This is a genomic window from Psychrobacter sp. ANT206, from assembly GCF_056880555.1.
In genome coordinates this window covers 1890133-1916333 of record NZ_CP096271.1, presented here as the reverse complement: position 1 = coordinate 1916333, position 26201 = coordinate 1890133, and the positions used below count along the sequence as shown (strand labels likewise).

Here is a 26201-nt window from a genome sequence, read left to right as displayed (position 1 = left end):
AAGTAACCTTGTTTCAAAATAAAAAATAGATAATAAAAATTAACGACCGACTATAAAAGCCTATTTTAGCGCTTATATAGTCAGTCGTCATGGTTAATCAAAAAGATAATACTGTTAGCGTAATGCTTGTTTGGCTTCTTTTATGACCCGTGCATTACCTTGTGCTTGTCCAGACTGTAGAATAATTTGCCATAGCGCACGGCGGCGACTGCTGTCTTGAGAAACACTAAGCCCACGCCGTCCCATTGCTTCAGCCTTACGCGGTTGGTTTTTTTTGAGTGCCACTTGCGCAAGATAAAAATATACCGCTGATGATTTAGGTGCTAGGCGCTGAGCTCGGGTAAAGCTGCTCTCAGCGCTATTGAGATTACCTGCCTTTAATTGCTCAGTGCCCACTTGCATCAGGTTACGAAAGGCGGGCAAGTTGCTATTATTATTGTTGGTGGTTTTCTGACTACGCTGCGAGTTCTGCCGCGCACGCTCTAGTAGCTCATTATGCGACGGGATAGATGGCACATATATCACTTCATCTTCATGAGCAGGCGTGAGGATCACGGTATTAGGCTGAGTTACGATCGGAGTTTGACTCGTGCTTTGATTAGACCCCAAGATTACAGGTGGCTTTTCTGTTATCGATTCCGTTGGCGATTCTATTGATGCAGGTGGATGATAAGGCTCGATAGGATAATTATCGTCAGTCTTATCAGCTTCAGTACTCTCAATACTTTCATAACCACTATGATCAGTGCTAGGGGTTTGCGTCACTATTGTGGATTGTTCAGGTTGCGTCGTTTTTTGACTACTGGTTGATGGTAAGGTTTGAGCCGAAGGCGCTTTTATTGAAGTTGGTGCAGTCTGACAAGCACTCAAGCTTAGCATGCCAAAACAAGCGCTAATCAAAAGAGCTGTATGCAAATGCTTTGGCTGTTTTTTGGACTGAGCTTCAATCGTCTGCTGAGTCAATAACGCTTGCAATATAGATAACGCCATATTAAAACCCTTTTTAAGTTTTAAAAATCTTAAAATCGTTCAGCTACTAACCTTTAAAGTCAAATTTTCAGCTATCACGACTGAAATAGAAGCAGTTCACTAAAACCATTCAACGGCACGGTCGTACCAAGTATCTACACGATTGGGTGTATCACCGTCTTGCTCGGCATCATTGCTGTTATTATCAATAACTTCGCCATCTGGTATGTCTAATCCTTCACGGCGACGTTGCTTATTGATATCGCCTTGCTGATTTTGCCACTGCATCTGCTCGCGCGCACGATCCTGTTGGTATAAGCCAATCGCACAGCTGCTGGCTTCTTGGGGCAAATATGCTGACATAACAGGCAAGTAGCGTGCGCTGGCACAGCGCTCATTAGACAGCTTGCCTGAGTTGTTCTCTAACCATAGCCATTCGATACCTTCTGGCTCTGGTAGCGCAACAGGTGTCAGTTTTAGACGATTCATATAATCAACCCAAACTGGCAAAGCACCGCTACCGCCACTAAGCCCAATCGGTTTATTATCATCACGTCCAACCCAAACCACGCTGACATAGTTGCCACTATAACCGGCAAACCACGCATCGCGGTAATCATTGGTAGTACCTGTTTTGCCCGCAAGATTTAGATTGCTACCAAGCGATTGCACGCGTCTAGCTGTACCGTTCTTGACGACGTCTTGCAACGCATAATTAATCAAAAAGTTGGTCTCAGGCGGAATGCTGCGCTGAGTATTTAAGCCTGTGCGCTGCAAAATACTACCGCGATCATCAATCACACTACGGATACTATGAATAGGCGTACGGAAACCACCCGTTGCAAAGACTTGATAGACCCCAAGCATGTCCATCGGGCTTAGATTGACTGAGCCCAATAATGCCGAAGGATAAGGGGGTATTTTCTCTTTAACGCCCATACGTTTTAATTGCTTGGCAAAGGTGTCGACTCCAAACTCCATCCCTAAGCGTACGGCACTATGGTTATACGATTGCGACAGCGCTGTGGTAAAGGGTATGTAGCCATGATCACGATTGTCATAGTTTTTAGGATTCCATTCGGTACCGTCGCTTAGACTGACCGTAATAGGGGAGTCATCAACCGAACTTGCCAAATTATAGCGACCACTTTCGAGAGCGGTCATATAAATAATCGGCTTTAATAATGAGCCTACTTGGCGTTTGGCATCGACCGCACGGTTAAAACCAGTAAATTCGCTGCCGCTACCGACAACAGAAACCAGCTCACCGGTTTCAGGGTTGGCACTGACCAGCGCCCCTTGCAAATCTTTGGTTTTGCTACCACTACGGCGTAGCTCGCCAAGCTTTCTCTCAACCGCTTTGTCCGCTGCCAACTGGGCAATAGGGTCCATCGTACTGATGATAATCAGACCTTCGTTTTTGAGATCATCGGAATAATAGACTTTATTTAGTTCACGCTTGACGATATCTAAAAAGTCAGGGAATTGGCTTTTACCTTCAACAGGCTTATCAACTACCCCAAGTGAGTTTTTTAATGCTTTATCGTAGTCTTCTTGACTGAGCGAGCCGACGGCCAACATATTGCTAAGCACAACATCGCGACGCGCCTTTGAATCGTTTGGATGGCGGCGCGGATTATAAACGCTCGGTCCTTTTGCCATACCGACAAGCAGTGCTTGCTGATCTAGGCGCAGCTCATTGAGCGGCTTATCAAAATAAAATTGTGATGCCAACCCAAAACCATTAATAGAGCGTTTGCCATTTTGACCAAGATAAATCTCGTTGAGATAAGCCTGCAAAATCTCATCTTTACTATAATGCAGCTCAAGTAGCACAGCCATCAAGGCTTCATTGGCTTTACGCTTCATTGTGCGGTCTGAATTCAGATAAAAGTTTTTGATCAGCTGCTGGGTGATGGTCGAGCCACCTTGACGTGATCCACCAGAGAAGTTATTGATGACTGCACGAGCGATACCACGTATCGATACCCCTTTGTGTTCATAAAAACCACGATCTTCTGTCGCTATCAGCGCATCAATAAGCGGCTGCGGTACTTGATCTAACGAGACAACCATACGGTCTTCATTACTATCCGGGTAAATACCACCGATATTCACCGGTTCAAGACGGATAATGCCGGTTTTCGCCGCCACAGTACTTTGTACTGACTCAATCTTATCACCAGCAATAGTCATTTTGATGACTTGCTCTTGATCTATATCATTAGCGCTATAAGTAAATCCACGTGTATGAATAAAATAGGTATTACCTGATTTATGATAAGTACCCGTGCGATCATAGGCTTTATTACTTTGATAGTTAAGTAGCTCAAGCCATTTCTTCATCGTGTCTTTATCGACGTTGGCGCCTTGATACAGCTCTAATGGCTGCGAATATACTTTGGCAGGAATATCCCAGCGTTTACCCTCAAACTTGTGAGTAATGGTGCGATCAAGTTTGACCAAGTATAGTGCTAATAGCACCATGCCAGCGATGACAACAATTAATAAAATACTACTAAACACCACACCGCGCTGCTGGGAAGGTAGCGTATTGATAGCAGGCTTAGAGGACTGTGGTTGCTTAGAATTAGATTTTTGCACTGATGACACACCATTTTGGGATGAAAAACTGCCTCATAATGACGCAAATTGACAAATTTTTCAATCTATCATCATCAACGCAGGCATTCATTTGCTCTCAGCGCTCAGGAGTTATACTGCTGAGAGCCTGTGCTTATAGTATAATCTTTATAAAAGCAATGATGGTTATTTGAAAGTATCCGCCACCTCTTATTGTCGTAACACTGTCTCAATTTTGAATAAGAGTAATGGTTTGCATTAACACGCGCTATTTTAAAGAAGCATAACCATCAATGTCGCGTAGCCCCAAATATAGTAGCCAGTTAACCAATATACATCAAACATAATGGTTTTCTCGATATCGAGTAGATCAGATGATAGAGCCTTGATTTAAAGCTATTTACTCAATGTTCTGTCTAAAGGAAATAAGTGCGATTATGTCCAGTATTCCATCTCCCATGCCGCCAACATCACCGACATTACCAAGGTCATCAAAAACCAATACTCATTATCAAGACAATTCTATTATTGACGGTCTGGTATTGCCGCTGGCGGGTCATTGTTTTCATTGCGGTGATCCCGTGCCGCAGCCGCCGTTTCATACTGATATATTAGGTAAATCGCGTGAGATGTGTTGTATGGGCTGCCAGTTAGCTTCACAAAGTATCGTGGAAGCGGGGCTTGAGCAATATTATCTTGATCGCTCGGAGATTAACCGTACGGCAAGCTTACCCGTTCAGATGACCCGCCTTGAAGCTTATGATCATGATGAAATAAAATCACAGTTTGTCTACGCCCAAGACGGTATGTCGGTAGCAGAGTTGTCTGTCAATAATTTGCGTTGCGCCGCTTGTACGTGGTTGATTGAATCACGGCTTGATGAGTTAGATGGCATCAGTAAATGTCAGGTTAATTTGACCAATCAACGCATGCGGGTGATTTGGGATGAGACCAAGCTACCGATTAGCCGGATTCTTGCGGTTATCAATGAAATTGGCTATGAAGCCAAGCCTTATCGGCAAGATACCCACGAAGCCATGCTAGCACGTCATAACAACCAAATGCTAATAAGGCTTGGTATCGCGGCACTCGGCTCAATGCAAGCGATGATGTATGCCGTGGCAATTTATTTCGGTGAATATAGCGATATGCTGATATTTCAGCGAGATTTTTTGCGTTGGGTGTCTTTATTCGTCAGTACGCCAGTATTCTTTTATGCCGGTGTACCATTTTTTACGTCAGCATGGTCAGCGATTCGTGCTCGCCAAGTCAATATGGACGTGCCCGTTAGTATTGCCTTGATTGTCACATTTTTTGCCAGTCTATTTGCCACCATTACTGGACAAGGGGAGACTTATTATGACTCAGTCAGTATGTTTATTTTCTTCTTGCTGGCAGGTCGTTATATTGAGCACAATGCGCGCCTAAAAGCGGCAACTATGGCAAACGATTTGGTGGTAGTTGAGCCAGTATTGGTACAGAAAATTGCTGAAGACAAAGACTCTGCTGCAAGTATTTTGCAGCTATTAGAACAAAATAGCGTTCAGAAAAATGCGCTTAAACAAGAAAGCGAAGAGTCTGTTAATAAGCTTGATGATAGAGCTGTTAATGGGGCTGTTACCGTAGTTGGTAATGAGGTAAATAGTCAAAACACAGTGAGTGCTACGCCTAATTTTACGCAAAGTATGGATGCTAATGTCTATCAGTTAACATCACGTATTGCTCAAGAATGGCAGCAGACTCGTCAGCAACGATTAACTGTCTCAAATACAAACGATGAGGCAAAAGAAAAGCAGATGGTGACCGCTCATAGCTTGCAAGTGGGCGACATCATCATGGTTGAGGCAGGTTCTGAGATTATCAGTGATGGTATCTTGCTCAGCTCAACCGCCACAGTTTCTCAAAGCCTACTGACAGGTGAAGGTGATTTAATCACTAAGACCCAAGGCGATTATATCGTTGGCGGTGCACAAAACGACAGCCAACCATTTAAGATGTTGGTCACAGCGTTACCAGAAGACAGCCAAATCGGTTTGATTGACAGGCTAATGAATCGGGCAATGAGTGAAAAGCCAAAACTTGCACAGCAAGCAGATAAGCTAGCACGTTGGTTTGTGGCGCGTATTTTAGTATTGTCTGTCTTGGTATTTATTGGCTGGTATATCGTGGACCCAAGCCAAGCGATTTGGGCAACGGTGGCGGTATTGGTCGCGACATGTCCTTGTGCGCTGTCTTTAGCGACACCAATTGCGCTTACCGTATCGACCAATAGATTGGCCAGCTATGGCTTTTTGACGACGCGCGGGCATACCCTACAAACGCTTGCTGAAATTACCCATGTGGCATTTGATAAAACGGGAACCTTGACCTATGGTAAACCCAATTTATTAAACATTAAGCTACTTACTGATACAAGTGTCATCACAAAGGCAGATGAGCAAAGAGACAATGTATTAGCCATTGCGGCAGCGTTAGAGGTGGGCAGTCGTCATCCTATTGCTCATGCGCTACTGACCGCCGCATATCAACTGCATCTGCCAGCGACACAAGCTTTACAGCATTATCCAGCAGGTGGCGTTGAAGCAATGATGGATGATGTGCTATATCGTATTGGTCATGTAGATTTTGCTTTAGACAAAATGAATAATGTTGCCAATGCAGATAAAGACTTAATGATTGATCTAGTTGCCGAGCGCGCCAGCTCAGCGGTAGTCTTATCTTGTCAAAAGGCTGAATCAGCAAGCTGGCAAGCACTGGCATGTTTTTATTTTAATGATAAGGTACGTGATAGCGCTCAATCTATGCTCGATAGCCTGAAAGCACTAGGTATCGAGCCTGTCATGCTCACAGGTGACCCAAGTCCGCAAGCCTTGGTAATGGCTGAAAATTTGGGTATGCAGTCTGCGTATAACGGTCTGTCGCCAATGGACAAGGTCAAACATATTCAACAGCTACAAGCTCAAGGTGCAGTAATATTGATGGTTGGTGATGGTATTAATGATGCGCCAGTATTGGCAGCGGCAGACGTTTCAACCTCGATTGCCGGTGCAGCAGATTTGGCGCAAGTATCTAGTGATAGTATTATCCTAAACGGACAAATCGAAGCTATTATTGCGGCGAAACGTATCGCTGATAAAACCAAGCGCATTATCAAACAAAACTTGCGTTGGGCACTTATTTATAATGGCAGTGTTTTGATACCAGCAGCTTTGGGCTACGTGCCACCTTGGCTTGCTGCTATTGGCATGTCACTAAGCTCGTTATTTGTGGTATTGAATGCCCTGCGTCTAAAGCGTGCTTAATCTAAACCAGCTTAAACTCATTTAAATAAATCTCTGAAGATTACCCACAAAAAAACCGCCTTTATAAAAGACGGTTTTTTTATTTCAATGACTATCGAACAGCTATTTGACTAATCTTGTAGATAGCTTAATAGACGCATAAATTCGATATACATCCACACTAGCGTTGCAAGAAGACCAATACTGAATAACCATTCGTAGTCTTCTGACACACCCATTGCCACACCACGCTCAATATTATCAAAATCTAATAACAGCGTAAAAGAGGCGATAACAATCACAAATAAGCTAAAGCCAATAGCGATAGCGCCACCTTCAAACAAGAAAGGCAAGCTTGAACCAAATGCTAAAGAAAGTACCCACTGGGCCACATAAACTAGCATGATAGCGATCAAGGCTGAGGTGACGATTGAGCGGAACTTTTCAGTCACTTTAACCAAGCCTGAGCGATATAGCCCTAGCATAACCGCCGCTGTTACAAACGTTGCACACATTGCAGTGACTGGTACACTTGGGTACATTCTCATGAAAAACAGGGAAATACCACCTAAGAATATACCTTCCAAAAGCGCATATGGGACGGCAAGCGTCTTAGCTTTTTGCGGTTTAAAAGTGATAAAGATAGCAAGACCAAAGGCAGCAAACATACTACCAAAAGCCGCCATCGTGATAAAACCTTGTGATAAACCTGCCATCAACGCATAAAAGAAAAATCCAATACCAGTAATCGCCGATAAGCCAAGCAATAAACTGGTTTTTTGAATTACGCCCTTCACTGTCATCGGCGCACCGCCGACGGCAAGCTCTGCGCGACTGACAATAGGATTGGCCATAAAGTTGTCCTCAATAAAATATAAATAATAGTTATGTCAGCTACTTTAGCAAAATCGCCATTATTGTCAACGGTGTTTACGTGACAGCGTACAAGGCTTTGCGCAACTATTGAGTCGATTATTGCTCCTATACACAGCGATATCAAATAGCTAAATACATACGCCCAAAACAGCGCATGCTGGCTTTTATATGGGGTCAATTACGACCATTAACAACGATAATTGATAAACAGGCTAGTCTAATCGCCTATTTCTCGTTATCATTGCTCTGTAATTTACCATCATGCCGAGTCGTTTTATGGAAACCTCAGCGCAGTCCGCAAGATTGCCGCACCTACATGAGTCAGAGCTGTTCCACGCTATTAAAAATCCAGCCTTTCGCCGTATTGGCTTGATGGGTCGTGCTGGAAAGCGCAGCGTAACCCAAAGTCTTGGGCAGATTGCCCAGATAATTAACGACATGAATCTTACGTTGATTATGGATGTGCAAACCGCCAACTTGCCCACTCTGAATCTCACTGATATTGAGAGAGTCAAAATTGTTAAGCGTAGCCTTATCGGCGAGATTTGTGATTTGGTCATTGTGGTTGGCGGTGATGGTTCTATACTCCATGCTGCCGAAGCACTAGCGCGCTATCGTGTACCTGTCTTGGGGGTTAACCGTGGTCGCCTTGGTTTTTTAGCCGATGTCAAACCTGATGAGGCTGCTTTCAAGCTACGACAAGTCCTGATGGGCGATTATCAGTTAGATCATAGATTTTTACTCACGATGGAGATTCGTGAAGGTCGTAAGATTATTCATGAAGACATGGCACTCAATGATATCGTGTTGCACGCTGGTAAGTCTGTCCATATGATTGATTTTCAGATGAAAATCGATGGGCATGATGTTTATCGGCAGCACAGTGATGGTCTCATCGTAGCGACACCGACGGGCTCGACAGCTTATGCGCTCTCTGGTGGTGGTCCTATTATACATCCAAGCATGGATGCCATATGTTTGGTGCCTATGCACCCGCACACGCTGTCAAGTCGCCCTATTGTAGTCAGTGGCACCAGCGAGATTTGTATTCGTATTCATGAGGACAACCGCACCCAGCCGATGGTCAGTGCTGACGGTAAACCAAGCACGCCGCTTGAACAAGAGCAGCGTCTATATATTCGTAAGCATCCGGACAAATTAACCTTGCTACATCCGCCAGGGTTTGACTTTTATGAAGCGTGCCGGACGAAGTTACACTGGAATGTGCATGCTGAGGAATTCAGTCTCGACGCTGATGATGATATCATGGACGATGAATAAGCGTCTTTATTAGACAAAAATGTGATATAAAAAATAGTAGTGGAGAGTAGGCACGATGGACAAACAAACGATATTAGCAAGCCTAACACCTGAAGTGGTCGATAAATTTCGTATGGCAATTGAGCTTGGCAAATGGCAAGACGGTCGTAAGCTGACCGCTGAGCAGCGCGAGACCTGTATGCAAGCCGTGATGGTATGGGAGCATGAACATTTGGCGCCTGCTGAGCGAACTGGCTATATTCATAAGCCGGTCAGAGAAGATGGTTCGGTCGTTGGCGCTGAATGTGATGTTGAACATGAACATCATTATCCCAATATGCCAAATCCGAAAGGCGCGGTACAGCCCGTGAAGTTTCGCGATAAATAGACTTACTATGTAAATGCACTGATAAAAAATGAAGCATAAAAAAAGCCACGCTATCATCATAGTGTGGCTTTTTTATAATCGTCAATCATAAACCATTAAAGCGTGCTGGTATCTACGCTAGGGCGCAGTGTTAATGGATTCTTCTCCATTAAAAAACCTTGCCAGCCCCAATGTAAAAAATTGCGAATATTGGGATGATCAACTCCTTTAGGCGTCGCTTGAACTGTTTGGTAATGCTCACCAAACAACTTTAGCGTATCTAATTGATTTAAGCCGTGATGCTTTGCAAAACCAAAAATCTTGGCACTGCCTTCGTTTTCACCAGCAGCATTATGTGCCATGCCATTCACAAAAGGCGCTGGCGCATAACGATAAAAATCATCAATAAAACTGATGACATCATTGAATCCAATGGCTTTTTTATTCAAACCATTAAGTAGAGCCGATACATCTGATTGGCGGATACTCATAAATAAATGACCTCAAAGCTGTTAAAAAGCCAAAACTAGCATGCTTGATACAAGCTTAATGATTATTGATAGTTGGATATGAAGCTAACAGGTTAGCGATTAAAATAGTCTTCATCATCAAATGAAGGCGCAAAGCTGCCTTGCTCAAGATGCTGCATTTGCGACTGTACCGTGCGCTCATGTTGAATGCGCTGATAAATCTCTTCGCGGTGTACGGCAATATCTTTTGGCGCATCAACGCCGATACGTACTTGATTGCCTTTGACACCTAGGACAGTCACACTGACCTCGTCGCCAATCATTAGCGTTTCACCCACGCGGCGTGTCAAAATTAACATGCGTCACACTCCTTATGTCGCATCAACAGATTATTACTCATCAGATTGCGTCTCAATTACAGGACATTATCGCTGCACAAAATAGGCAGCTGTTATAAAATAAATGTCATAAACATTGTTTTATAAATCTTACCCAAAATAGGATGCTAATAGCGATAATGATAGATAAATTCATTTAGCCCAAATGAAACCCTCATTATAGGGGGCATAACAGATACTGTCACGGGTTTTCACAAAACTATTGGTTTTATAATAACCTCAGCAATAATAAAAAAAGAAAATAGGGTCTTAATAAGACCCTATTTAATTAAGTATTAAGCATTATTGAAAATAATAAATCGCAGTTTATTGAACAAATATTAAAGCCTATTATTTTTATACGGCTTTAGTAAAGTGTTTATACGCTCATTCTTATAAACCAGCGATTTTGCTTTCACCGTCTTCACGATCAAGACCAAAGGCCGTATGCAGTGATCTTACCGCTTTTTCCAGATACTGCTCTTGGATAAGAACAGATACCTTGATTTCACTGGTCGATATCATTTGAATATTGATGTTGTTTTCCGCAAGGGTTTGGAACATAAGACTAGCAACACCTGCGTGCGAGCGCATGCCGACGCCGACTAATGAGACTTTAACCACTTCATCATTGGCCAATATTTCTTTAGCACCGATTTCATCTTTGACTTCGCTTTCTAGTACTTTCATGGTTTTTTCCATGTCCGTACGATTAACGGTAAAAGTAAAATCAGTCATACCATTGGTAGATAGGTTTTGCACGATCATGTCAATTTCGATATTGGCGCGGCCAATAGGGCTGAGGATAGCAGAAGCAATGCCAGGGTGATCAGGGACACCGCGTACGACGATTTTTGCTTCGTCTCGATTAAAAGCGATACCTGAGATGATTGCCTGTTCCATATTGTCTCCTTCGTCTATCGTAATTAGGGTGCCGACATTGTCTTGAAATTCTTGGTCGAAGCTACCATCGTTGTTTTCATCAAAGCTAGATAATACGCGCAGCGGTACGCCGTATTTGCCAGCAAATTCTACTGAGCGAATCTGTAAAATCTTAGAGCCAAGACTTGCCATCTCAAGCATTTCTTCAAAAGTAATCTTTTCAAGTTTTTTGGCTTTTGAGGTGACGCGCGGGTCAGTGGTATAGACGCCATCAACATCAGTATAGATTTGGCATTCATCCGCGCCTAAAGCCGCGGCAATCGCCACGCCTGTCGTATCAGAGCCGCCGCGCCCTAATGTCGTCGCATTGCCTTCTTCATCGATACCTTGGAAGCCTGCGACAATAACGACGTTGCCGGCATCTAGCTGCTCACGGATGTTTTTGTCATCGATACTTTCGATACGCGCTTTATTGTGAGCATTATCGGTTTTAATAGCGACTTGACGACCGGTAAATGAACGTGCACCGATACCCAACTCTTTAATCGCCATGGCAAGCAGTGAGATAGACACCTGCTCGCCGGTTGAGACCATTTGGTCATATTCGCGAGGATCGGGCTGGCTACTGATTTGGCGTGCTAAATCAATCAAACGGTTGGTTTCACCGCTCATGGCAGACACGACAACGACCACTTGATGACCATTGTCATGCCAGCGTTTGACTCGTTTGGCGACGTTTTTGATGCGGTCGATACTGCCCATCGAGGTGCCGCCATATTTTTGTACTATTAACGCCATAAAAATCTACCTATTATTCACCAATGGTTATCTGTTATTGAGAGACATCAATTCGTCATGGCACTGTCTAAATTAAGTGCTAGATTGATTTTAATAACGATAAAGCCAGATTATAAGAACTGCGCCCTTTGTTTTACTTTTTGATGGTTTACTGTCTTATTATGCCAATAGACTTCATACGCTGAAATAAGTCTAAGCGTTGACCTTTATATCATATTCGAGCCGTAACTTTAAGTATCAGTAGACATTAGATACATGGCGATTGGTTATAACCGTTATAACCAATCGCGTATCTTATCTCTGATTTAGTACAATATTGCTCAGCTTAAGGTATTAGCCAAGCTGGTCCGCAATCCAAGCAGGTAGGGCATTGACAACCGCACTAGTATTGGCAGCTTTTGGCGCGCCGCCTTGAGCATAGTCAGGTTTACCACCACCTTTACCACCAAGCTCACTTGCCAAATGACGAATGATGTCACCGGCTTTTACTTTCGCAGTCACAGACTTTGCCACACTGGCGGCTAGTGCTAACTGCTCATCTTTATCACCAATCAATACAATCACACTATCTGGTAGTTTTGATTTGATATCGTCCATCAACGTACGGATAGATTTACCATCGATACCACTTAAGGTACTGATAAGTACTGGCGTACCAGCGATGGTTTGCACGTCATCAAGCAAGTTTGCGGCTTGGGCGCTGGCGATTTTTTGCTCTAAACGCTCTAGTTGTTTCTCAAGTTCGCGCTGCTTATCCGCCATGGTACGCACGCGCTGTGCAACCTCTGGACGTTTAACTTTTAGCTGACTGGCAAGCTCGCTCAGCTGCCACTCACTTTGCTGGATATTTTTAATCGCATTCATGCCAGTAACAGCTTCAATACGGCGGATGCCAGCAGCGATACCTGATTCGCTGGTAATTTTTAACACACCAATATCACCGGTACGTTTAACGTGCAAACCACCACAAAGCTCAATAGAGAAGGGCTTACGTTGACCATCGATGATACTGCCAGTACCCATGGTTAAGACGCGAACATCACTACCATATTTTTCGCCAAACAATGCCATTGCACCTTGTTTCATCGCTTCGTCAATAGACATATTCTCGATGCGAGCAGGGGTGTTGGCTTGAATTTGCTCATTGACTAAGCGTTCGATACGCGTAATTTCAGCAGTGCTGACGGGCTTGTCATAGGAGAAATCAAAACGCAATACTTCGCTTGATACTAGCGAGCCTTTTTGCGTGACTTCATCACCCAATACTTCTCTTAATGCAGCATGTAAGAGATGCGTGGCAGAATGGTTTTTGGCACTGGCCGCACGGATGCTAGAGAGTACTTGTGCTTCAGCGGTTTGCTTAGTGCTAATGTCACCCATGGTCACGACACCATAGTGAATGATGGCTTGACCAGATTTTTTGGTGTCTTGCACTTCAAAAACGCCAGTCGCGGTGCGGATTTCGCCAAGCTCACCAACCTGACCACCACCTTCAGCATAAAACGGTGTACGGTCAAGGACGACTACGCCTTCCATACCTTCAGTTAAGCTATTGGCTGGATTGCCATCTTGATATAGCGCATCAATCATTACGCCTTCTTCTTCAAGCTGCTCATAACCGATAAAGGTGGTTGGGTTCTCTACTTGAATGACACTGCTATAATCAACGTCGAACTTGCCTGCATCACGCGCGCGTTCACGCTGTGCTTGCATATGTTCATCAAACTCCGCTTCATCAATCACAATACCGCGCTCACGGGTGATATCAGCGGTCAAGTCAACGGGGAAGCCGTAAGTATCATATAGCTTAAATGCTGCTTCGCCAGAGAGGGTGTCACCATCTTTTAGACCTTCCAATTCGCTGGCAAGTAGACGTAAACCTTGTGCTAAGGTTTTAGCAAATTGCGCTTCTTCTTTTTGAATAGCATTTTCAATGACGCTTTGCTTATCTTTGAGCTCAGGATACGCCGTACCCATCTCAGCAACTAAAGGCGCGACCATTTTATAAAAGAAATCGCTATCGGCGCCAAGCTTATTACCGTGGCGTACGGCACGGCGAATAACGCGGCGCAGTACATAACCGCGACCTTCATTACTTGGAGTGACGCCATCAGCAATCAAAAATGCCACTGCACGGATATGGTCGGCGATGACTTTTAATGATGACTGTTGCTGATTCTCAATTTCTAAAATATCAGCGGCTGCATCCATTAAATGAGTGAATAAATCTATCTCATAGTTGCCATGGACGCCTTGCATGATGGCGCTGATACGCTCAAGTCCCATGCCAGTATCTACGCTTGGCGCTGGTAGCGGTAGCATAGAGCCGTCTTTTTGACGGTTAAACTGCATAAAGACGCAGTTCCAAATTTCGATATAACGGTCGCCATCTTCTTCAGGCGTACCCGGTAGACCGCCTTCGATATCAGCGCCATGGTCATAAAAGACTTCGGTACAAGGTCCGCAAGGGCCAGTGTCACCCATCGTCCAAAAGTTGTCTGAGGCGTAAGGTGCGCCTTTATTATCACCAATACGGATAATGCGCTCGCTTGGGATACCGATGTCTTTATGCCAAATATCAAAGGCTTCGTCATCAGTCTCATAAATGGTCACATACAAGCGATTTTTATCAATTGCTAGCCATTCGTCCGAGGTCAAAAACTCCCAAATATAACCAATACCGGCTTGCTTAAAGTAATCGCCAAAAGAGAAATTACCAAGCATTTCAAAAAACGTATGATGGCGCGCCGTATAGCCGACGTTATCCAAATCATTATGCTTACCACCAGCACGTACGCACTTTTGCGAGGTTACCGCACGCGTATAATCACGTGGCTCCATACCCAAAAAGGTCTCTTTAAACTGATTCATACCGGCATTGGTAAATAGCAATGTCGGGTCATTATGCGGAATCAAACTCGATGAGGCGACGGGGGTATGCTGCTTGCTTATGAAAAAATCGATAAAAGCTTGACGAATATCGGCTGAGCGAAATGGCTGGCTCACAGCGGCTCCTTACTGACGGATGTATTGGGTAGAATAAGTAAAATAATTTTGCAAGCGATTTTAGCACAAACGTGCCAAGGGTGTTGAAGATTCCTAAGTAAATACATGGTAAACCCTACTCATTTTTTGCTATAAACCAGACAATTTTATTTAGATTGTCAGTCGAATATTTCAAGAGCAAGGATAAACAAGCACGTAGTCATAGGTCTTCCTGAATAAAATTGGGCCAGTACAAAGGGTGGAAAACTTTTAAATAAAAGGCGGTTTGGGGTTAGTAAAAACACTTATTATAAATCAATACTTATAATAAGGTTATCAATAGTAATTACTTACTATGATTGGGCTGAGCATAAATAATAAAAGACTTACTATTAGTGTGGATATAGTGTATAAAGTAGTTATACCCATAATAAAAGTAAGGAATAAGTTATGAACTGGCCACTTTTTTCTGTTGTCTATTCAATGGCAGCAACTGTCATCATCGGTCTTTTTATGATCGGTGCTTTGGTCATGGGTTTTAACCAGATTCCGCATATTCAAATAGCAGTCGCTATCGGTTTCTTAGTTTCTATTCCCACAGCATTATTTTTCACCAAAAAAATTGGCAGCATTACAGGTAATGAAGAGGGTTACAAAGCATAGTTCGTGGTAAAAAAGATCGTAGTATCATTTAATCGAGCATTTTATATATGCTATTCATTTTATTTATTACATCTAAAATTTTGGTACTGAATCTTTTGGAATATAATAAAAAAGACCTTGATACGATGATCAAGGTCTTTTTTATTGCGTACTATCTATTGAACTATTTTAGCTCAACGGTTGCGCCATTTTCGATATTGGCATAAACCTCTAAAACGTCCCAGTTAGTCAAACGCACACAGCCTGCTGATGCTTGGCGACTGATACCTTCTGGCTTAGGTGAGCCATGTAAACCGTAAGAAGGTTTAGATAAGCCCATCCATACGACACCTACGGGACTGTTCGGTCCTGGTGGTAACATATGTACTTTTTTATCTGCGCCTTCACCAACAGTTGCTTTATACCACGGCATTTTTACTTTATTAACGATTTTAAAGGTGCCCTGTGGTGATGGCGTGCTGTCACTACCGACAGTTGTAGGATAGGTTGCAACCAGCTTATCATCATTATAAGCATAAAGGGTTTTATCGGCTTTATTGGCGACGACACGATTGATACGCTGCTTAAGCGGAGCACGCGTATTTAACACAGTAATGGTTTCACCCGCTTTATATTGTTTGTTTTTATTTAACTTGTCTAAATAACGCACATCCATATGAAAGCGCTCACCAAACATCTCTTTGATATCTTGATAATACAAGCCTTTCATTTTTGACTTGGCTTCTGAGTCTGCAGGCATAGTAGCAAAATTGGTATTCACATCATCTTCAGTGATGGTATAGGTCACTAAAACTGGCTTGTTAGCTGGAATATTTTTATTTAAAGCATCCCATGTTTTTTGATCCATCTTACCGTTTGCTGGCAAGCCTTGCATGGTTTGAAAGTTGATCAGTGCTTTTTTACTGTTCATGCCCCAGCCGCCATCAATAGCACCCGGAGACGCATGATTCCAATCGAGCAGCGCCTGCATTTTGATAGTCATAGCTGAGTTAACTTTCATACTCGGTGTCCATGTGGCACCGTTTACTTGTTTGGCATAATTAGACAAATTCAGCGTGGTATGTTTTTTACCATCAACATCGGCGATACTTTTGATAGAAGTATCCGTTGCACTATCAGCCATGGCAGAGCTAGGTGCTGATACCGCTTGACCTTCGCTAATATCGTCACTGTCTGATTGCTCATCCTTACGAGTCAATTCCTCTACGGTCATATTGTCAGCGATAACCGCGACCGATGCTTTCACTTCAGCGTCCTGCTTGGCATCAATCAGCTGGGTCATACGGTCCGCTGATTTGGCTTTATTCGTATCTAGCTTTACGGTCGTACTAGAGTCGACGACTGAGCTACTACGGCTTTCTTGCACATTCAGACTGACTTTTTTCGCAATACTAGGAAGCGAGTCAGCTGTGCGTACAGGTAAAGTGCGTGTACCATCAGTAGGTGCAGCAATAGCACTCATACTAACAACAGCGATAGATATAGCGGTGATAAGAGGTTTTATTTTCATCATATTTATATACTTGTGGTGGCTGCTAATGAGGCTATTATGCGCATAATTTGAATGCTTCGCAAACTTTTGACACATATTTTTTCGTTTAAGACTTGCCAAACGTTAACAGTTGACGTATTCACTACAATTAAGCAAGAGTTGAGTCAGGCTAGGGCTGCCTTTTCCACTCAATTAACAGTTACCACAATACATTATGAGCTTTAAGGTAGTGATATATGGCTATGCTAAATTACCCTTTTTGACCGTTCTGTTAAAGTCATGCGCTACTTAATTGTAAACACTGATGGAGATTTTGTTGAAGTAAAAAACACAGTCATTGGCGCATCATCTTGTTTCCGTCTATAATGTAGAACGAGATTTTTATTTAATAAATTGGCTGTTCAGTGAAATCATTGAAAGCGATTTAACCCATCCGCATGTAGTCAGTGAGCATGTAATCAGCAAGGTGCGATATGTCAGAAGACCAAGTAATGAGCGCAGAAGAATTTCAAAATCAATACTTTAATGATGATGAGTCACAAGGTATCAATGATGATATGGAATACGATTTAGAGACAGGGCTGGTCGGTGAGCACGATGAATTTGCGACTTTGCGTGCGGAGCTTGAAGAGGCACGTGAGCAACTGGTCACTATTCGTGACTTTATTCGTTTTTCAGTGACGCAATTACGTAACTATGATGTGGTTGTCGCTCAAGGCACCACCGATGAGTTTGCCGAAGCATCTGCGATTGTATTGCATTCTTTGTCTTTGGATTGGTCCGCCAATGATCAGATTCTGGACTGTCGTTTGACCACCTCAGAGAAGCAATTGGTTCTAAGCTTGTTAGAAGAGCGTATCGCTGAGCGTAAGCCATTAAGCTATTTGATTAATCTGTCTTATTTCTGTGATTTGCCGTTCTATGTCGATGAGCGCGTATTGATTCCTCGTTCACCTATTGCTGAATTGATTCGTCAGCAGTTCCATCCATATTTTGAAGTGAGCGAGCTGGCAAAACCAATAGGCGTAAGTGTCAATAATCAAGCGCCAGCTTTTTATGATCATGGCTTAGAAATTAAACAGCTATCACAGCCTGAGCGTATTTTAGATTTATGTACCGGTTCTGGCTGTATTGCTATCGCACTGGCGACCCGTTTTGTCGATGCACTGGTTGATGCTGTAGATATTGATAAAGGCGCGCTAGAAGTCGCGATGGTCAACGTCGATCATCATGACCTTGGTCATCAAGTCAATGTGATTGAATCTGACTTATTTGCCAAAATCCCTGCCGAAAATCAATATGAGCTGATTGTAACCAATCCTCCTTATGTTGATGCCGCTATCATGGCAGATTTGCCACCAGAGTTTTTATATGAGCCTGAGCATGCACTAGCTGCTGGTCAAGATGGTTTGGACTTGGTACATCGTATCTTGTTTGAAGCGCCAGATTATCTTAGCCCAGAAGGTTTGCTAGTCTGTGAAGTGGGCGATAGCGAGTGGGCGTTAAAACAAGCTTATCCTGAGATTCAGTTTGATTGGCTAAGGTTTGCTCATGGCGGTCATGGCATCTTTGCGATTACCTATGATGAGCTTATGAGCTATCGCTCATTATTCGCCACTTATGCACAGTTACTAGATAACAATCAATAAATCACGATTGATACTATAATTAAAACAATCAAAAATCGACTTCATTTGTTTAAGGATAAATATGGCAGGCAACAGTATTGGGCAGGTCTTTACCGTCACCACCTGCGGTGAGTCGCATGGCGCAGGTTTGTTGGCAATCGTCGATGGCGTGCCACCTGGTTTAGCCTTATCCGAAGCCGACTTGCAAATAGATTTGGATCGCCGTAAACCGGGTACTTCTAAGTACTCGACCCAGCGACGCGAGTCTGATGAAGTCGAGATTATCTCTGGCGTTTTTGAAGGTAAAACGACAGGTACTTCTATCGGTCTACTGATTCGTAATACCAATCAAAAATCTAAAGACTATGGTGAAATTAAAGATACCTTTCGGCCTGGTCATGCCGATTATACTTATAGTATGAAGTATGGCTTTCGTGACTATCGTGGCGGTGGTCGATCATCGGCGCGTGAGACTGCCATGCGTGTCGCTGCTGGCGCTATCGCCAAGAAATACTTGCTAGAGCGCTTAGGTGTGCAAATCCGTGGTCATGTGACCCAAATTGGTAATGAGTACAGTAATGTCCTAAACCCAAGCACAATCGATTGGGATTTTGTGAATAGTAATCCGTTTTTTTGTGCGGATGCCGATGCTGTCAGTCGCTTTGAGACCTTGATAGATAGTTTACGCCGTGAAGGTACGAGCTGTGGTGCCCGTCTTGAGATTATTGCAAGCGGCGTACCAGTTGGACTTGGTGAGCCTGTCTTTGACCGTTTAGATGCCGATATTGCCCATGCTATGATGAGTATCAATGCTGTTAAAGGTGTTGAGATTGGTGATGGTATGGCAGTGGCAGGACAATTTGGGCATAGCTCTCGTGATGAAATGACACCCGATGGTTTTACCGCCAATCATGCAGGCGGCATCTTGGGTGGTATCTCATCAGGACAAGATATCCGTGTCAGTATTGCACTGAAGCCAACCTCTAGTATTACTACGGCTGGCAAGAGTATCAATACAGAGGGGGAAGCGATTGAGATGCTCACCAAGGGTCGTCATGATCCTTGCGTTGGTGTACGTGCAACACCTATCGCCGAAGCTATGTTAGCGATTGTGTTACTGGATCATTATCTGCGTCATCGTGGTCAAAATGCGGATATTAAGCAACCAGTCCAATCGATTACTTAATGTCTCTATGTCTTTAAAATATGAGTAGGGTTGACCCTTTATATTACTTCAAACCTTTACAGTTGGCATAGTAACTGACCGTTGCTGGCCAATCTGAGAAGATGCCTTTCACTCCAACTTCTTGCGCCAGCACATCAATGACATTCATGATGTCGCCATCGTTATTAATAGCGTCGCTAAGCCCACCATAATACCAGCCACCACCACTTTTTAATGGCCCTGACCGTTCAAGCGACCACGTGAGAATGTCGAGGCCATTGGCTTTGGCTTGCAGGGCATATGCCGACGGTAGCAGCTTGCCATTACCATCGCTGGTGACCAATAGCCAAGTTGCGGGGGCAATGATATTAACGCCGCGCGCTTTCAGCTCAGCCAATGAATGCTTCCACGTCGTTGGGTCGTTTTTATCAAATATTTTACCCGCCGTGCTCTCGTTGCTATCATCGATGAGGTAGACGGCATTGGTGGCATAGTTCGGTTCGTTATTAATCCAATAGTCAATATCTGCAAGATTGAACGACTGCGGATATACATCACTGGCGGGCACGCCTGCAACTTTATAAGTGTCAATTAGCTGTTGACGATAAGTATCTAAACTATATCCATTGAATGGCATAGTAACCACGGGTTCTTTGAGCTCAGGTGTATGCTTCATACCCAAGCTACTGGCAAGTGCTATATGCTCTTTTAATGTCAATACCTCACCATTTTGTGAATACAAATCGGTGCGCCATGGGGCAGTCGCATTCATGTAGGCACTAATACTGGTGGCTTTTGGATTAGCGGCGTCCATTTTTCCCGTTAAGCTTTTAAAATCCCTGACGCTAATATCTGAAGTGCGACATTCAATATCGGCGGCGTTGGTGAGAGTTCCATTAGCATCTATTATAGGTGGGACACTACATTGATTCGCTAATGGTGTGGCGACAATATTGGTCGTGGTATGCAGATCGTTTTGGGCATGGCGACATACCAGCTCACCATCATTAGTAAAAGCCACATCACACTCTAAAATGCCTGCACCCATTTGTGCTGAGGCCATATAACTGTCATAAGTATGCTCAGGAAATTGTAGAGGCGCGCCGCGATGGGCGATAGAGAAATCTGTCTTGCTAGGTGTTTGACCCTTACATGCCAGTAACTCATCTTTTAGCGGGCTGTCATCCATATCGTTGACCAGATAAAATGGTCGAACGCCATAGGTATAAGCTAGCGTCTGTATAGATTCAATCGTTGGCGGTAGAGTAGGTGGTACGATCGCTGATGAACCGTCATCTTCATTACAGCCTATTAATAAAAAAGTGCTGATAATGGCTAAAGGTAAAGTAAAACCTTGGCGTCTGAATCTATTCAGCACTGCGTTGTATAGCTGCTCCTGCTCATTCGCTGAATTTTTTGAAATTGTCATGTAAACTATCCTCATAAATGTGCATAAATCATCATTACTAATTTTATGGTTACTGACTTAGCTCCTAAAATATAGAGTTATGTTTAAGGAATGATGACAACCAAAATAATTTTGTAATATTAATTTTGTTTAAATTTTTGACTCTCATTAAGGATAATTAATGAATAAGTATTTAGATGCCGTTATTGTCGAACACAATCCTGCAAACAAAGCGATTAATCGATCCGTGATTTGGCTGCATGGTTTGGGTGCTAGTGGTCATGACTTTGAGCCAGTAGTGCCGCAGCTCGGCTTAGCGGATGGAATGGCAGTGCGGTTTATCTTTCCGCATGCACCCAACCGCCCAGTGACGGTAAATGGCGGTATGGTCATGCCTGCATGGTATGACATCTTGGAGATGAGCCTTGAGCGCAAAGTTGATATTGCGCAGATTGAAGAGTCCGCACAACAAATCTATGACTTGATTGCTCGTGAAATCGAGCGCGGTGTGAAACCTGAACATATTGTGATTGCAGGATTTTCGCAGGGCGGGGCAGTGGCGTATCATGTGGCACTCGGTTACCCACAGCGCTTGGCTGGCTTGATGGCGCTTTCTACCTACTTTGCAACCAATGACAGCGTTCGCTATAGCGCTGTCAACACAGATATGCCAATTTTGATCGAGCATGGTACGCATGATCCAGTTGTTCCCGTTATATTAGGCGAACAAGCAAAGCAGTTATTGTCAGAGAAAGGATATAGTGTTGCTTATCATACCTATCCTATGGCCCATCAGATATGTATGCCGCAGATTCAAAATATCGGTAAATGGTTAAATACCATACTAGCTTAGATGGTTAAGCTGTAACGTAATGTAATACAGGGCTCTAATAGGTTGCAAGCAGCCGTATATATGCTATATAATCATCGACCTTATTGGGGATGTTCTGGCTTCGACGCTGGTGATGAAACTCAATGATGCATGTCGAGAGTATATGTCCTCTCGTTAATCAAACATATATTGTTATAGTCGCAAACGACGAAAATTACGCTCTAGCAGCTTAAACCCTGTTTACTTGGTTGCTGATCATCTACAGTTGGTCAACTAAGTTGAAGCGTCCGCATGTAGAAGCGCCACAAGTGATTGTCTCAATTGCTTGGGTTTAAAAGTAGAGAATCGGCTAATCCATCCTGACTGTCGGATCGGTGCAGACTAAAATTAAAGACAGAAACTAAACATGTAGATTCATGAGCGTAATGCTGGCGGACGCGGGTTCAACTCCCGCCATCTCCACCAAACAACGATAAAGGGCTGACCGTCATAGACTGTTAGCCCTTTATTTTGGGCGTTTTTCAGGTATCTAGGTATAGCGTCCTATATATTAGGCTATAAAATAGACGATTAATTTGTTCTCACCTATGAAATATACCCATTCTAATCATCTGGTCAAAAACTAAGATTTTTTCATCTTAGACTCACGTTTTTCTTGTCGTTCTTGAAGTTTTGATAACTTGTCTATAAACATTGTAATTTGAGAAGTACTCATTAGATAAGGATTAAATTCATTGCTGGCTGAGTATTTCAGAACATACTCTTTATTCTGATCATTAGCCGTTAAATATTTCATTGACCATTTATTCCAATGCCGTTCCTCAATTTCACGGCACTCAATAATTTGCAAAGAAAAATGTCGCTTATCCTCAATCAATTTTTTTAACAAATTGTTAATAACTGGTCTTGCGCCCTCAATAACTTGGAGAAAATAGTTTTCATTAATCACTAATGCGCCAGTAATACCATTGCGCTCATTATTACGCTGCGCCTGCTCAAGAATACGGGCTACTTCGATATTTGAATTTTCGGTGTTATAGCAGCTAACATAAGTTAGACGCAGGATAATATGCTCGCTATGATGACTATTTAAATTGTTTTTATCGGAGAGCTCATTCAGCTTTAGCTCCATAATGTACTCCAGCTTATAAAAGATTGTTGTTATTTGACGGTTCATCGTCATTATTTAGTATAAGAATTTTAACTGTAGCTAAAAAAATTGTATGAAACAAGCAGGTTGAATAAGGACTTGTGTTATCTAACGACCATCATTAGCTAGTGCTTTCTAGATAAATAAAGTGATGCTACTTCAATCGATTAATAATTTAGAGGATATAATCTATGTCTATTCATAGAACACGTAACGATAGAGAATAAGATAGTATTAAAGCGCTTGTTGGCTTTTATGCCTGAATTTCTCATTAGAATTACAGCATAATCTGCTGATAGTAGAGGTGAGAGGTAGCTACAGAAAGTTAATGATATACAATAAGAAAAAGGCTTCCAATTGCTTGGAAGCCTTTTAATATAATGGTACCCGGAGCCGGACTTGAACCGGCACGCTATTACTAGCGAGGGATTTTAAATCCCTTGTGTCTACCAATTTCACCACCCGGGCAAAACTTGTATTATCTAATTAGTAAGCTTTCTACTTGTTAGATAGTGGTCGCTATTATAAGCATTTACATTAATAAAGCAAGCTAAAATTAATATAAATCCTAATAAATTTTTAACCTAAATAATTGGAGGCTGAGGTCGGAATCGAACCGGCGTTAACGGAGTTGCAGTCCGCTGCATGACCACTCTGCCACCCAGCCAATCAAGGACGCCTATATTAGCAAATATAATTTAAATTACAAGCCCTTTTTGATATAAAGACCGATTATTTAACAGGTTAGGTCTATTTAGCGTCATATCACGATAAATCTTAGCCTCAATTAAGTCGCTAAACGATACTTTTATTGTTATCTACAGCCTTTTTTACATCTTTATAAGTCGCAGTGCAAATAAGTATCAGTACACCCAGCGTGATTGCTGGCCAGATTAAGATATAAAGCCCATAAAAAAATGTGGTTTCCATATTAACTCCTTTATTTTAGGTATTAAAAATGAATGATGAATACATCAAGCCATTAAAAAATTCATCAAAACGTCGATAAGATATAAATCTAGTTTTGAACGTTGGTTGTCGGCGGTATGTTGGGTTTATTGTCATAGTCGCCAACGCGCTGTTTAATAAGGTCAAAGTCAAAATGCTCGTTGCTCATGAGGCTGATAATGACGCAGACGATTGTACTGGCACCATAAGCGGTCAGTGATGCAAGCAGCACCATATATTGACGTAAGAAACCAGTGGCAAATATCAGCATCAGTATCAGTGTGAGGGCGGCAGCTGCCACAGCCATTTTTCGACCTAAAAAGCCAAATACCATGAGTCCAATCACCACAGCAGCACCAACACTTGCCAATACTTCAAAAAACAGCGCCGTAACGCCAATGATAGGTATGAGCTCAAAGCGAGCGATACAGAATAACAATAATCCGACGATGACGGCTGAGGTAAAGGCAGTGTTTGTCACGCGATTCCAGAACACACTGGCAATCACTGGGAATACAATCGCACCCCATAACGCACCGACGAAAACCAGCATCACGAGAATATCAAGCTTAAAGCTGGCAAAAATCAATCCGGCTGCCGTAGCGACAATCATGGTTCCGCGACCGACAAGCATCATGGTTTTTGGGTTTACGCCGCCTTTTTTGGCAATATTCTTGCCATAAATGTCAGCCATCATAATGGTAGATAGTGCTGATAAATCTGAATCAGCTGTTGAGGACAGGGCACCAATAACCAAGATAAAGAATAAGGCAATGAATACCGGATGTAGATACGTGCTGACCATTTGCGGAATCAAATTATTCATATTGCCATTAAGCGGCTCAATACCTATGGTTAATGCCATAAGTCCAATCATGCCGAGACCAATTACAATACCAGCATAGCCGACAGTAGCAGTAATAAAGGTTGCTTTAATTTTGCTTTTATCAATGGCAAATAGACGTTGGGTAATGGTTTGATTGCCGATGGCATAAGCCAATACTGCGACAAAATACGGCGCACCTTGCTGAAAAAAGGCTTCAGATGAAAAGAAGTCTTGTTGCTGCAAGGTTAGATTTGAAAGTCCGCTTACCATGGCAGAAGGACCACCCATGGAAAACAGTACCGCTGGGATAATGATGACACCAATCGCCATTAACGCGACCAATTGGGCAAAATCGGTGAACACTGAAGCACGAAATCCAGAAGTTAAGGTATAGCTTAGCACTCCGACGCCGGCGATAATTACCCCTGTTTGGAATGACAAAGGTGATAATACTGATACCAATGCGCCAGCAGCGGTGAAATTGACCATCAAGCTAATTAAGCTGCCCATAAGGTTAGATATGGCTAAAATTAATTGGCTTGATGAGCCATGGCGGGCGTGAATAAGTTCACCCAAGGTATGTCCATTAGGGGCAAGTTCACGAAATCGCATCCCAAAAGGGTAGATGAATAAAATCATCAAGGCACCCCAAAAACCATAATGTAACGGTCCTGAGACGCCATATTTATAGCCGGATGTGGCAGCTGCATAAAATGACGCTGCCCAGATCCAAGTAGCGGTCATACTGGCAGCACCCATACCAAAACCGACGTTGTGACCGGCGACCATAAAACCTGAGGTCGTCTCCTTATCTTTTTTTATTAATAAAGACAGCAGATAAGTACCACCATAAAATGCCAGTAATAGCAAAATGATGGTTAATGCTGAAAATTGGAACAATGACTCAGTTTTCAAATTCCTACCTCGCAATTGTTATAAGTAAAATGTAGATTAAAACGTATTCTCCCAGACTATCAGGTATGCAAAAACGACCTATTCAGCCTATAGGTCAATTATAGGTAGCACGCAACGAGATGAACCGTCACAACAAAAATTGAAAGCGGATGGCTTTTGCCTCTTCTTATGACTTCATCATAAATTATGAAGGAAATGTCAAAAATCATAGGGGCAACGCTTGATATGCGTCTGTAAATGGCTGAACCATTACGCTACGAATGATGCATACGTGATATAGATGGCTGCTGATAAAGGCTTGTACAAGCATCTATAGCAATAATACG

Annotated in this window: 18 protein-coding genes, 2 tRNA genes, 1 other RNA gene and 1 pseudogene; 8 read left to right on the top strand and 14 right to left on the bottom strand. The window is 42.9% G+C overall.

The features are described 5' to 3' along the window. Positions 1-114: 114 nt before the first annotated feature. Entirely contained in the window at positions 115-990 is an 876-nt protein-coding gene (locus tag M0221_RS07980) for a tetratricopeptide repeat protein (protein WP_483283487.1), read from the bottom strand. 99 nt (positions 991-1089) lie between these two features. Next, on the bottom strand, positions 1090-3573 hold the full coding sequence (gene mrcB, locus M0221_RS07975) for a penicillin-binding protein 1B (protein WP_483283486.1): 2484 nt from the start codon (positions 3571-3573) through the stop codon (positions 1090-1092). 416 nt (positions 3574-3989) lie between these two features. Between mrcB and M0221_RS07970 the strand changes: the two genes are divergently transcribed. Beyond that, the gene (locus M0221_RS07970) at positions 3990-6854 is read left to right on the top strand and encodes a heavy metal translocating P-type ATPase (protein ID WP_483283485.1); all 2865 of its coding nucleotides are present in this window, start codon (positions 3990-3992) and stop codon (positions 6852-6854) included. Positions 6855-6964: 110 nt separating this feature from the next. On the opposite strand, the gene M0221_RS07965 is transcribed toward M0221_RS07970, so the two are convergent. Beyond that, complete coding sequence (locus M0221_RS07965) at positions 6965-7687, bottom strand: Bax inhibitor-1/YccA family protein (RefSeq protein ID WP_011513970.1); 723 nt, start codon at positions 7685-7687, stop codon at positions 6965-6967. Positions 7688-8081: 394 nt separating this feature from the next. Between M0221_RS07965 and M0221_RS07960 the strand changes: the two genes are divergently transcribed. Then, positions 8082-8990, top strand: coding sequence for an NAD(+) kinase (locus M0221_RS07960; protein ID WP_483284773.1), 909 nt, complete (start codon positions 8082-8084; stop codon positions 8988-8990). 55 nt (positions 8991-9045) lie between these two features. After that, complete coding sequence (locus M0221_RS07955) at positions 9046-9357, top strand: YeaC family protein (RefSeq protein WP_011513968.1); 312 nt, start codon at positions 9046-9048, stop codon at positions 9355-9357. A gap of 95 nt (positions 9358-9452) precedes the next feature. Here M0221_RS07955 and M0221_RS07950 read toward each other — a convergent pair whose 3' ends face one another. The 4 genes and pseudogenes from M0221_RS07950 to alaS form a co-directional block, all read right to left on the bottom strand. Then, complete coding sequence (locus M0221_RS07950; RefSeq protein ID WP_011513967.1) at positions 9453-9827, bottom strand: HopJ type III effector protein; 375 nt, start codon at positions 9825-9827, stop codon at positions 9453-9455. 170 nt (positions 9828-9997) lie between these two features. After that, positions 9998-10165 (bottom strand): annotated as a pseudogene (gene csrA / locus M0221_RS07945) (carbon storage regulator CsrA); the annotation flags it as partial. A gap of 411 nt (positions 10166-10576) precedes the next feature. Continuing rightward, a complete protein-coding gene (locus M0221_RS07940; protein WP_011513965.1) occupies positions 10577-11863 on the bottom strand; it encodes an aspartate kinase in 1287 nt (428 codons plus the stop codon). 333 nt (positions 11864-12196) lie between these two features. Continuing rightward, on the bottom strand, positions 12197-14869 hold the full coding sequence (gene alaS / locus M0221_RS07935) for an alanine--tRNA ligase (protein WP_483283484.1): 2673 nt from the start codon (positions 14867-14869) through the stop codon (positions 12197-12199). Between the two features lie 429 nt (positions 14870-15298). On the opposite strand from alaS, the gene M0221_RS07930 reads away from it, so the two are divergent. Then, positions 15299-15511: a hypothetical protein gene (locus tag M0221_RS07930; protein WP_133104485.1), complete on the top strand. Its 213-nt coding sequence runs from the start codon at positions 15299-15301 to the stop codon at positions 15509-15511. A gap of 163 nt (positions 15512-15674) precedes the next feature. Here M0221_RS07930 and M0221_RS07925 read toward each other — a convergent pair whose 3' ends face one another. Continuing rightward, complete coding sequence (locus M0221_RS07925; RefSeq protein ID WP_020443744.1) at positions 15675-17099, bottom strand: L,D-transpeptidase family protein; 1425 nt, start codon at positions 17097-17099, stop codon at positions 15675-15677. Positions 17100-17476: 377 nt separating this feature from the next. Here M0221_RS07925 and prmB point away from each other — a divergent pair, with 377 nt between their 5' ends. After that, positions 17477-18652 carry a 50S ribosomal protein L3 N(5)-glutamine methyltransferase gene (gene prmB / locus M0221_RS07920; protein WP_483283483.1) on the top strand — a complete coding sequence of 392 codons (1176 nt, stop codon included), beginning with the start codon at positions 17477-17479 and terminating at the stop codon, positions 18650-18652. A gap of 61 nt (positions 18653-18713) precedes the next feature. After that, positions 18714-19817, top strand: a complete 1104-nt coding sequence (gene aroC / locus M0221_RS07915) for a chorismate synthase (RefSeq protein WP_020443743.1) — start codon at positions 18714-18716, stop codon at positions 19815-19817. A 43-nt stretch (positions 19818-19860) separates the two neighbouring features. On the opposite strand, the gene M0221_RS07910 is transcribed toward aroC, so the two are convergent. Further along, the gene (locus tag M0221_RS07910; protein ID WP_483283482.1) at positions 19861-21225 is read right to left on the bottom strand and encodes a glycerophosphodiester phosphodiesterase family protein; all 1365 of its coding nucleotides are present in this window, start codon (positions 21223-21225) and stop codon (positions 19861-19863) included. 160 nt (positions 21226-21385) lie between these two features. On the opposite strand from M0221_RS07910, the gene M0221_RS07905 reads away from it, so the two are divergent. After that, the gene (locus tag M0221_RS07905; protein WP_483283481.1) at positions 21386-22057 is read left to right on the top strand and encodes an alpha/beta hydrolase; all 672 of its coding nucleotides are present in this window, start codon (positions 21386-21388) and stop codon (positions 22055-22057) included. Positions 22058-22142: 85 nt separating this feature from the next. After that, positions 22143-22501: a transfer-messenger RNA gene (ssrA, locus tag M0221_RS07900) on the top strand. Between the two features lie 157 nt (positions 22502-22658). Here the strand turns inward: ssrA and M0221_RS07895 are convergent. The 5 genes from M0221_RS07895 to M0221_RS07875 form a co-directional block, all read right to left on the bottom strand. Beyond that, positions 22659-23168 carry a BLUF domain-containing protein gene (locus tag M0221_RS07895; RefSeq protein ID WP_483283480.1) on the bottom strand — a complete coding sequence of 170 codons (510 nt, stop codon included), beginning with the start codon at positions 23166-23168 and terminating at the stop codon, positions 22659-22661. Between the two features lie 399 nt (positions 23169-23567). Beyond that, positions 23568-23654: transfer RNA gene (locus M0221_RS07890), tRNA-Leu, on the bottom strand. A gap of 125 nt (positions 23655-23779) precedes the next feature. Further along, positions 23780-23853 (bottom strand) — tRNA-Cys (locus M0221_RS07885). A 128-nt stretch (positions 23854-23981) separates the two neighbouring features. After that, a complete protein-coding gene (locus tag M0221_RS07880; protein ID WP_223145329.1) occupies positions 23982-24116 on the bottom strand; it encodes a putative transporter small subunit in 135 nt (44 codons plus the stop codon). An 88-nt stretch (positions 24117-24204) separates the two neighbouring features. Beyond that, positions 24205-25860, bottom strand: a complete 1656-nt coding sequence (locus M0221_RS07875; RefSeq protein WP_198010351.1) for a sodium:solute symporter family protein — start codon at positions 25858-25860, stop codon at positions 24205-24207. Positions 25861-26201: the final 341 nt, after the last annotated feature.

Coding starts and splice junctions, on each gene's coding strand:
- M0221_RS07980 (WP_483283487.1), bottom strand. CDS start 990: ATGGCGTTATCTATATTGCAAGCGTTATTGACTCAGCAGACGATTGAA.
- M0221_RS07970 (WP_483283485.1), top strand. CDS start 3,990: ATGTCCAGTATTCCATCTCCCATGCCGCCAACATCACCGACATTACCA.
- M0221_RS07965 (WP_011513970.1), bottom strand. CDS start 7,687: ATGGCCAATCCTATTGTCAGTCGCGCAGAGCTTGCCGTCGGCGGTGCG.
- M0221_RS07960 (WP_483284773.1), top strand. CDS start 8,082: ATGGGTCGTGCTGGAAAGCGCAGCGTAACCCAAAGTCTTGGGCAGATT.
- M0221_RS07955 (WP_011513968.1), top strand. CDS start 9,046: ATGGACAAACAAACGATATTAGCAAGCCTAACACCTGAAGTGGTCGAT.
- M0221_RS07950 (WP_011513967.1), bottom strand. CDS start 9,827: ATGAGTATCCGCCAATCAGATGTATCGGCTCTACTTAATGGTTTGAAT.
- M0221_RS07940 (WP_011513965.1), bottom strand. CDS start 11,863: ATGGCGTTAATAGTACAAAAATATGGCGGCACCTCGATGGGCAGTATC.
- M0221_RS07930 (WP_133104485.1), top strand. CDS start 15,299: ATGAACTGGCCACTTTTTTCTGTTGTCTATTCAATGGCAGCAACTGTC.
- M0221_RS07925 (WP_020443744.1), bottom strand. CDS start 17,099: ATGTGTCAAAAGTTTGCGAAGCATTCAAATTATGCGCATAATAGCCTC.
- prmB (WP_483283483.1), top strand. CDS start 17,477: ATGTCAGAAGACCAAGTAATGAGCGCAGAAGAATTTCAAAATCAATAC.
- aroC (WP_020443743.1), top strand. CDS start 18,714: ATGGCAGGCAACAGTATTGGGCAGGTCTTTACCGTCACCACCTGCGGT.
- M0221_RS07910 (WP_483283482.1), bottom strand. CDS start 21,225: ATGACAATTTCAAAAAATTCAGCGAATGAGCAGGAGCAGCTATACAAC.
- M0221_RS07905 (WP_483283481.1), top strand. CDS start 21,386: ATGAATAAGTATTTAGATGCCGTTATTGTCGAACACAATCCTGCAAAC.
- M0221_RS07895 (WP_483283480.1), bottom strand. CDS start 23,168: ATGGAGCTAAAGCTGAATGAGCTCTCCGATAAAAACAATTTAAATAGT.
- M0221_RS07880 (WP_223145329.1), bottom strand. CDS start 24,116: ATGGAAACCACATTTTTTTATGGGCTTTATATCTTAATCTGGCCAGCA.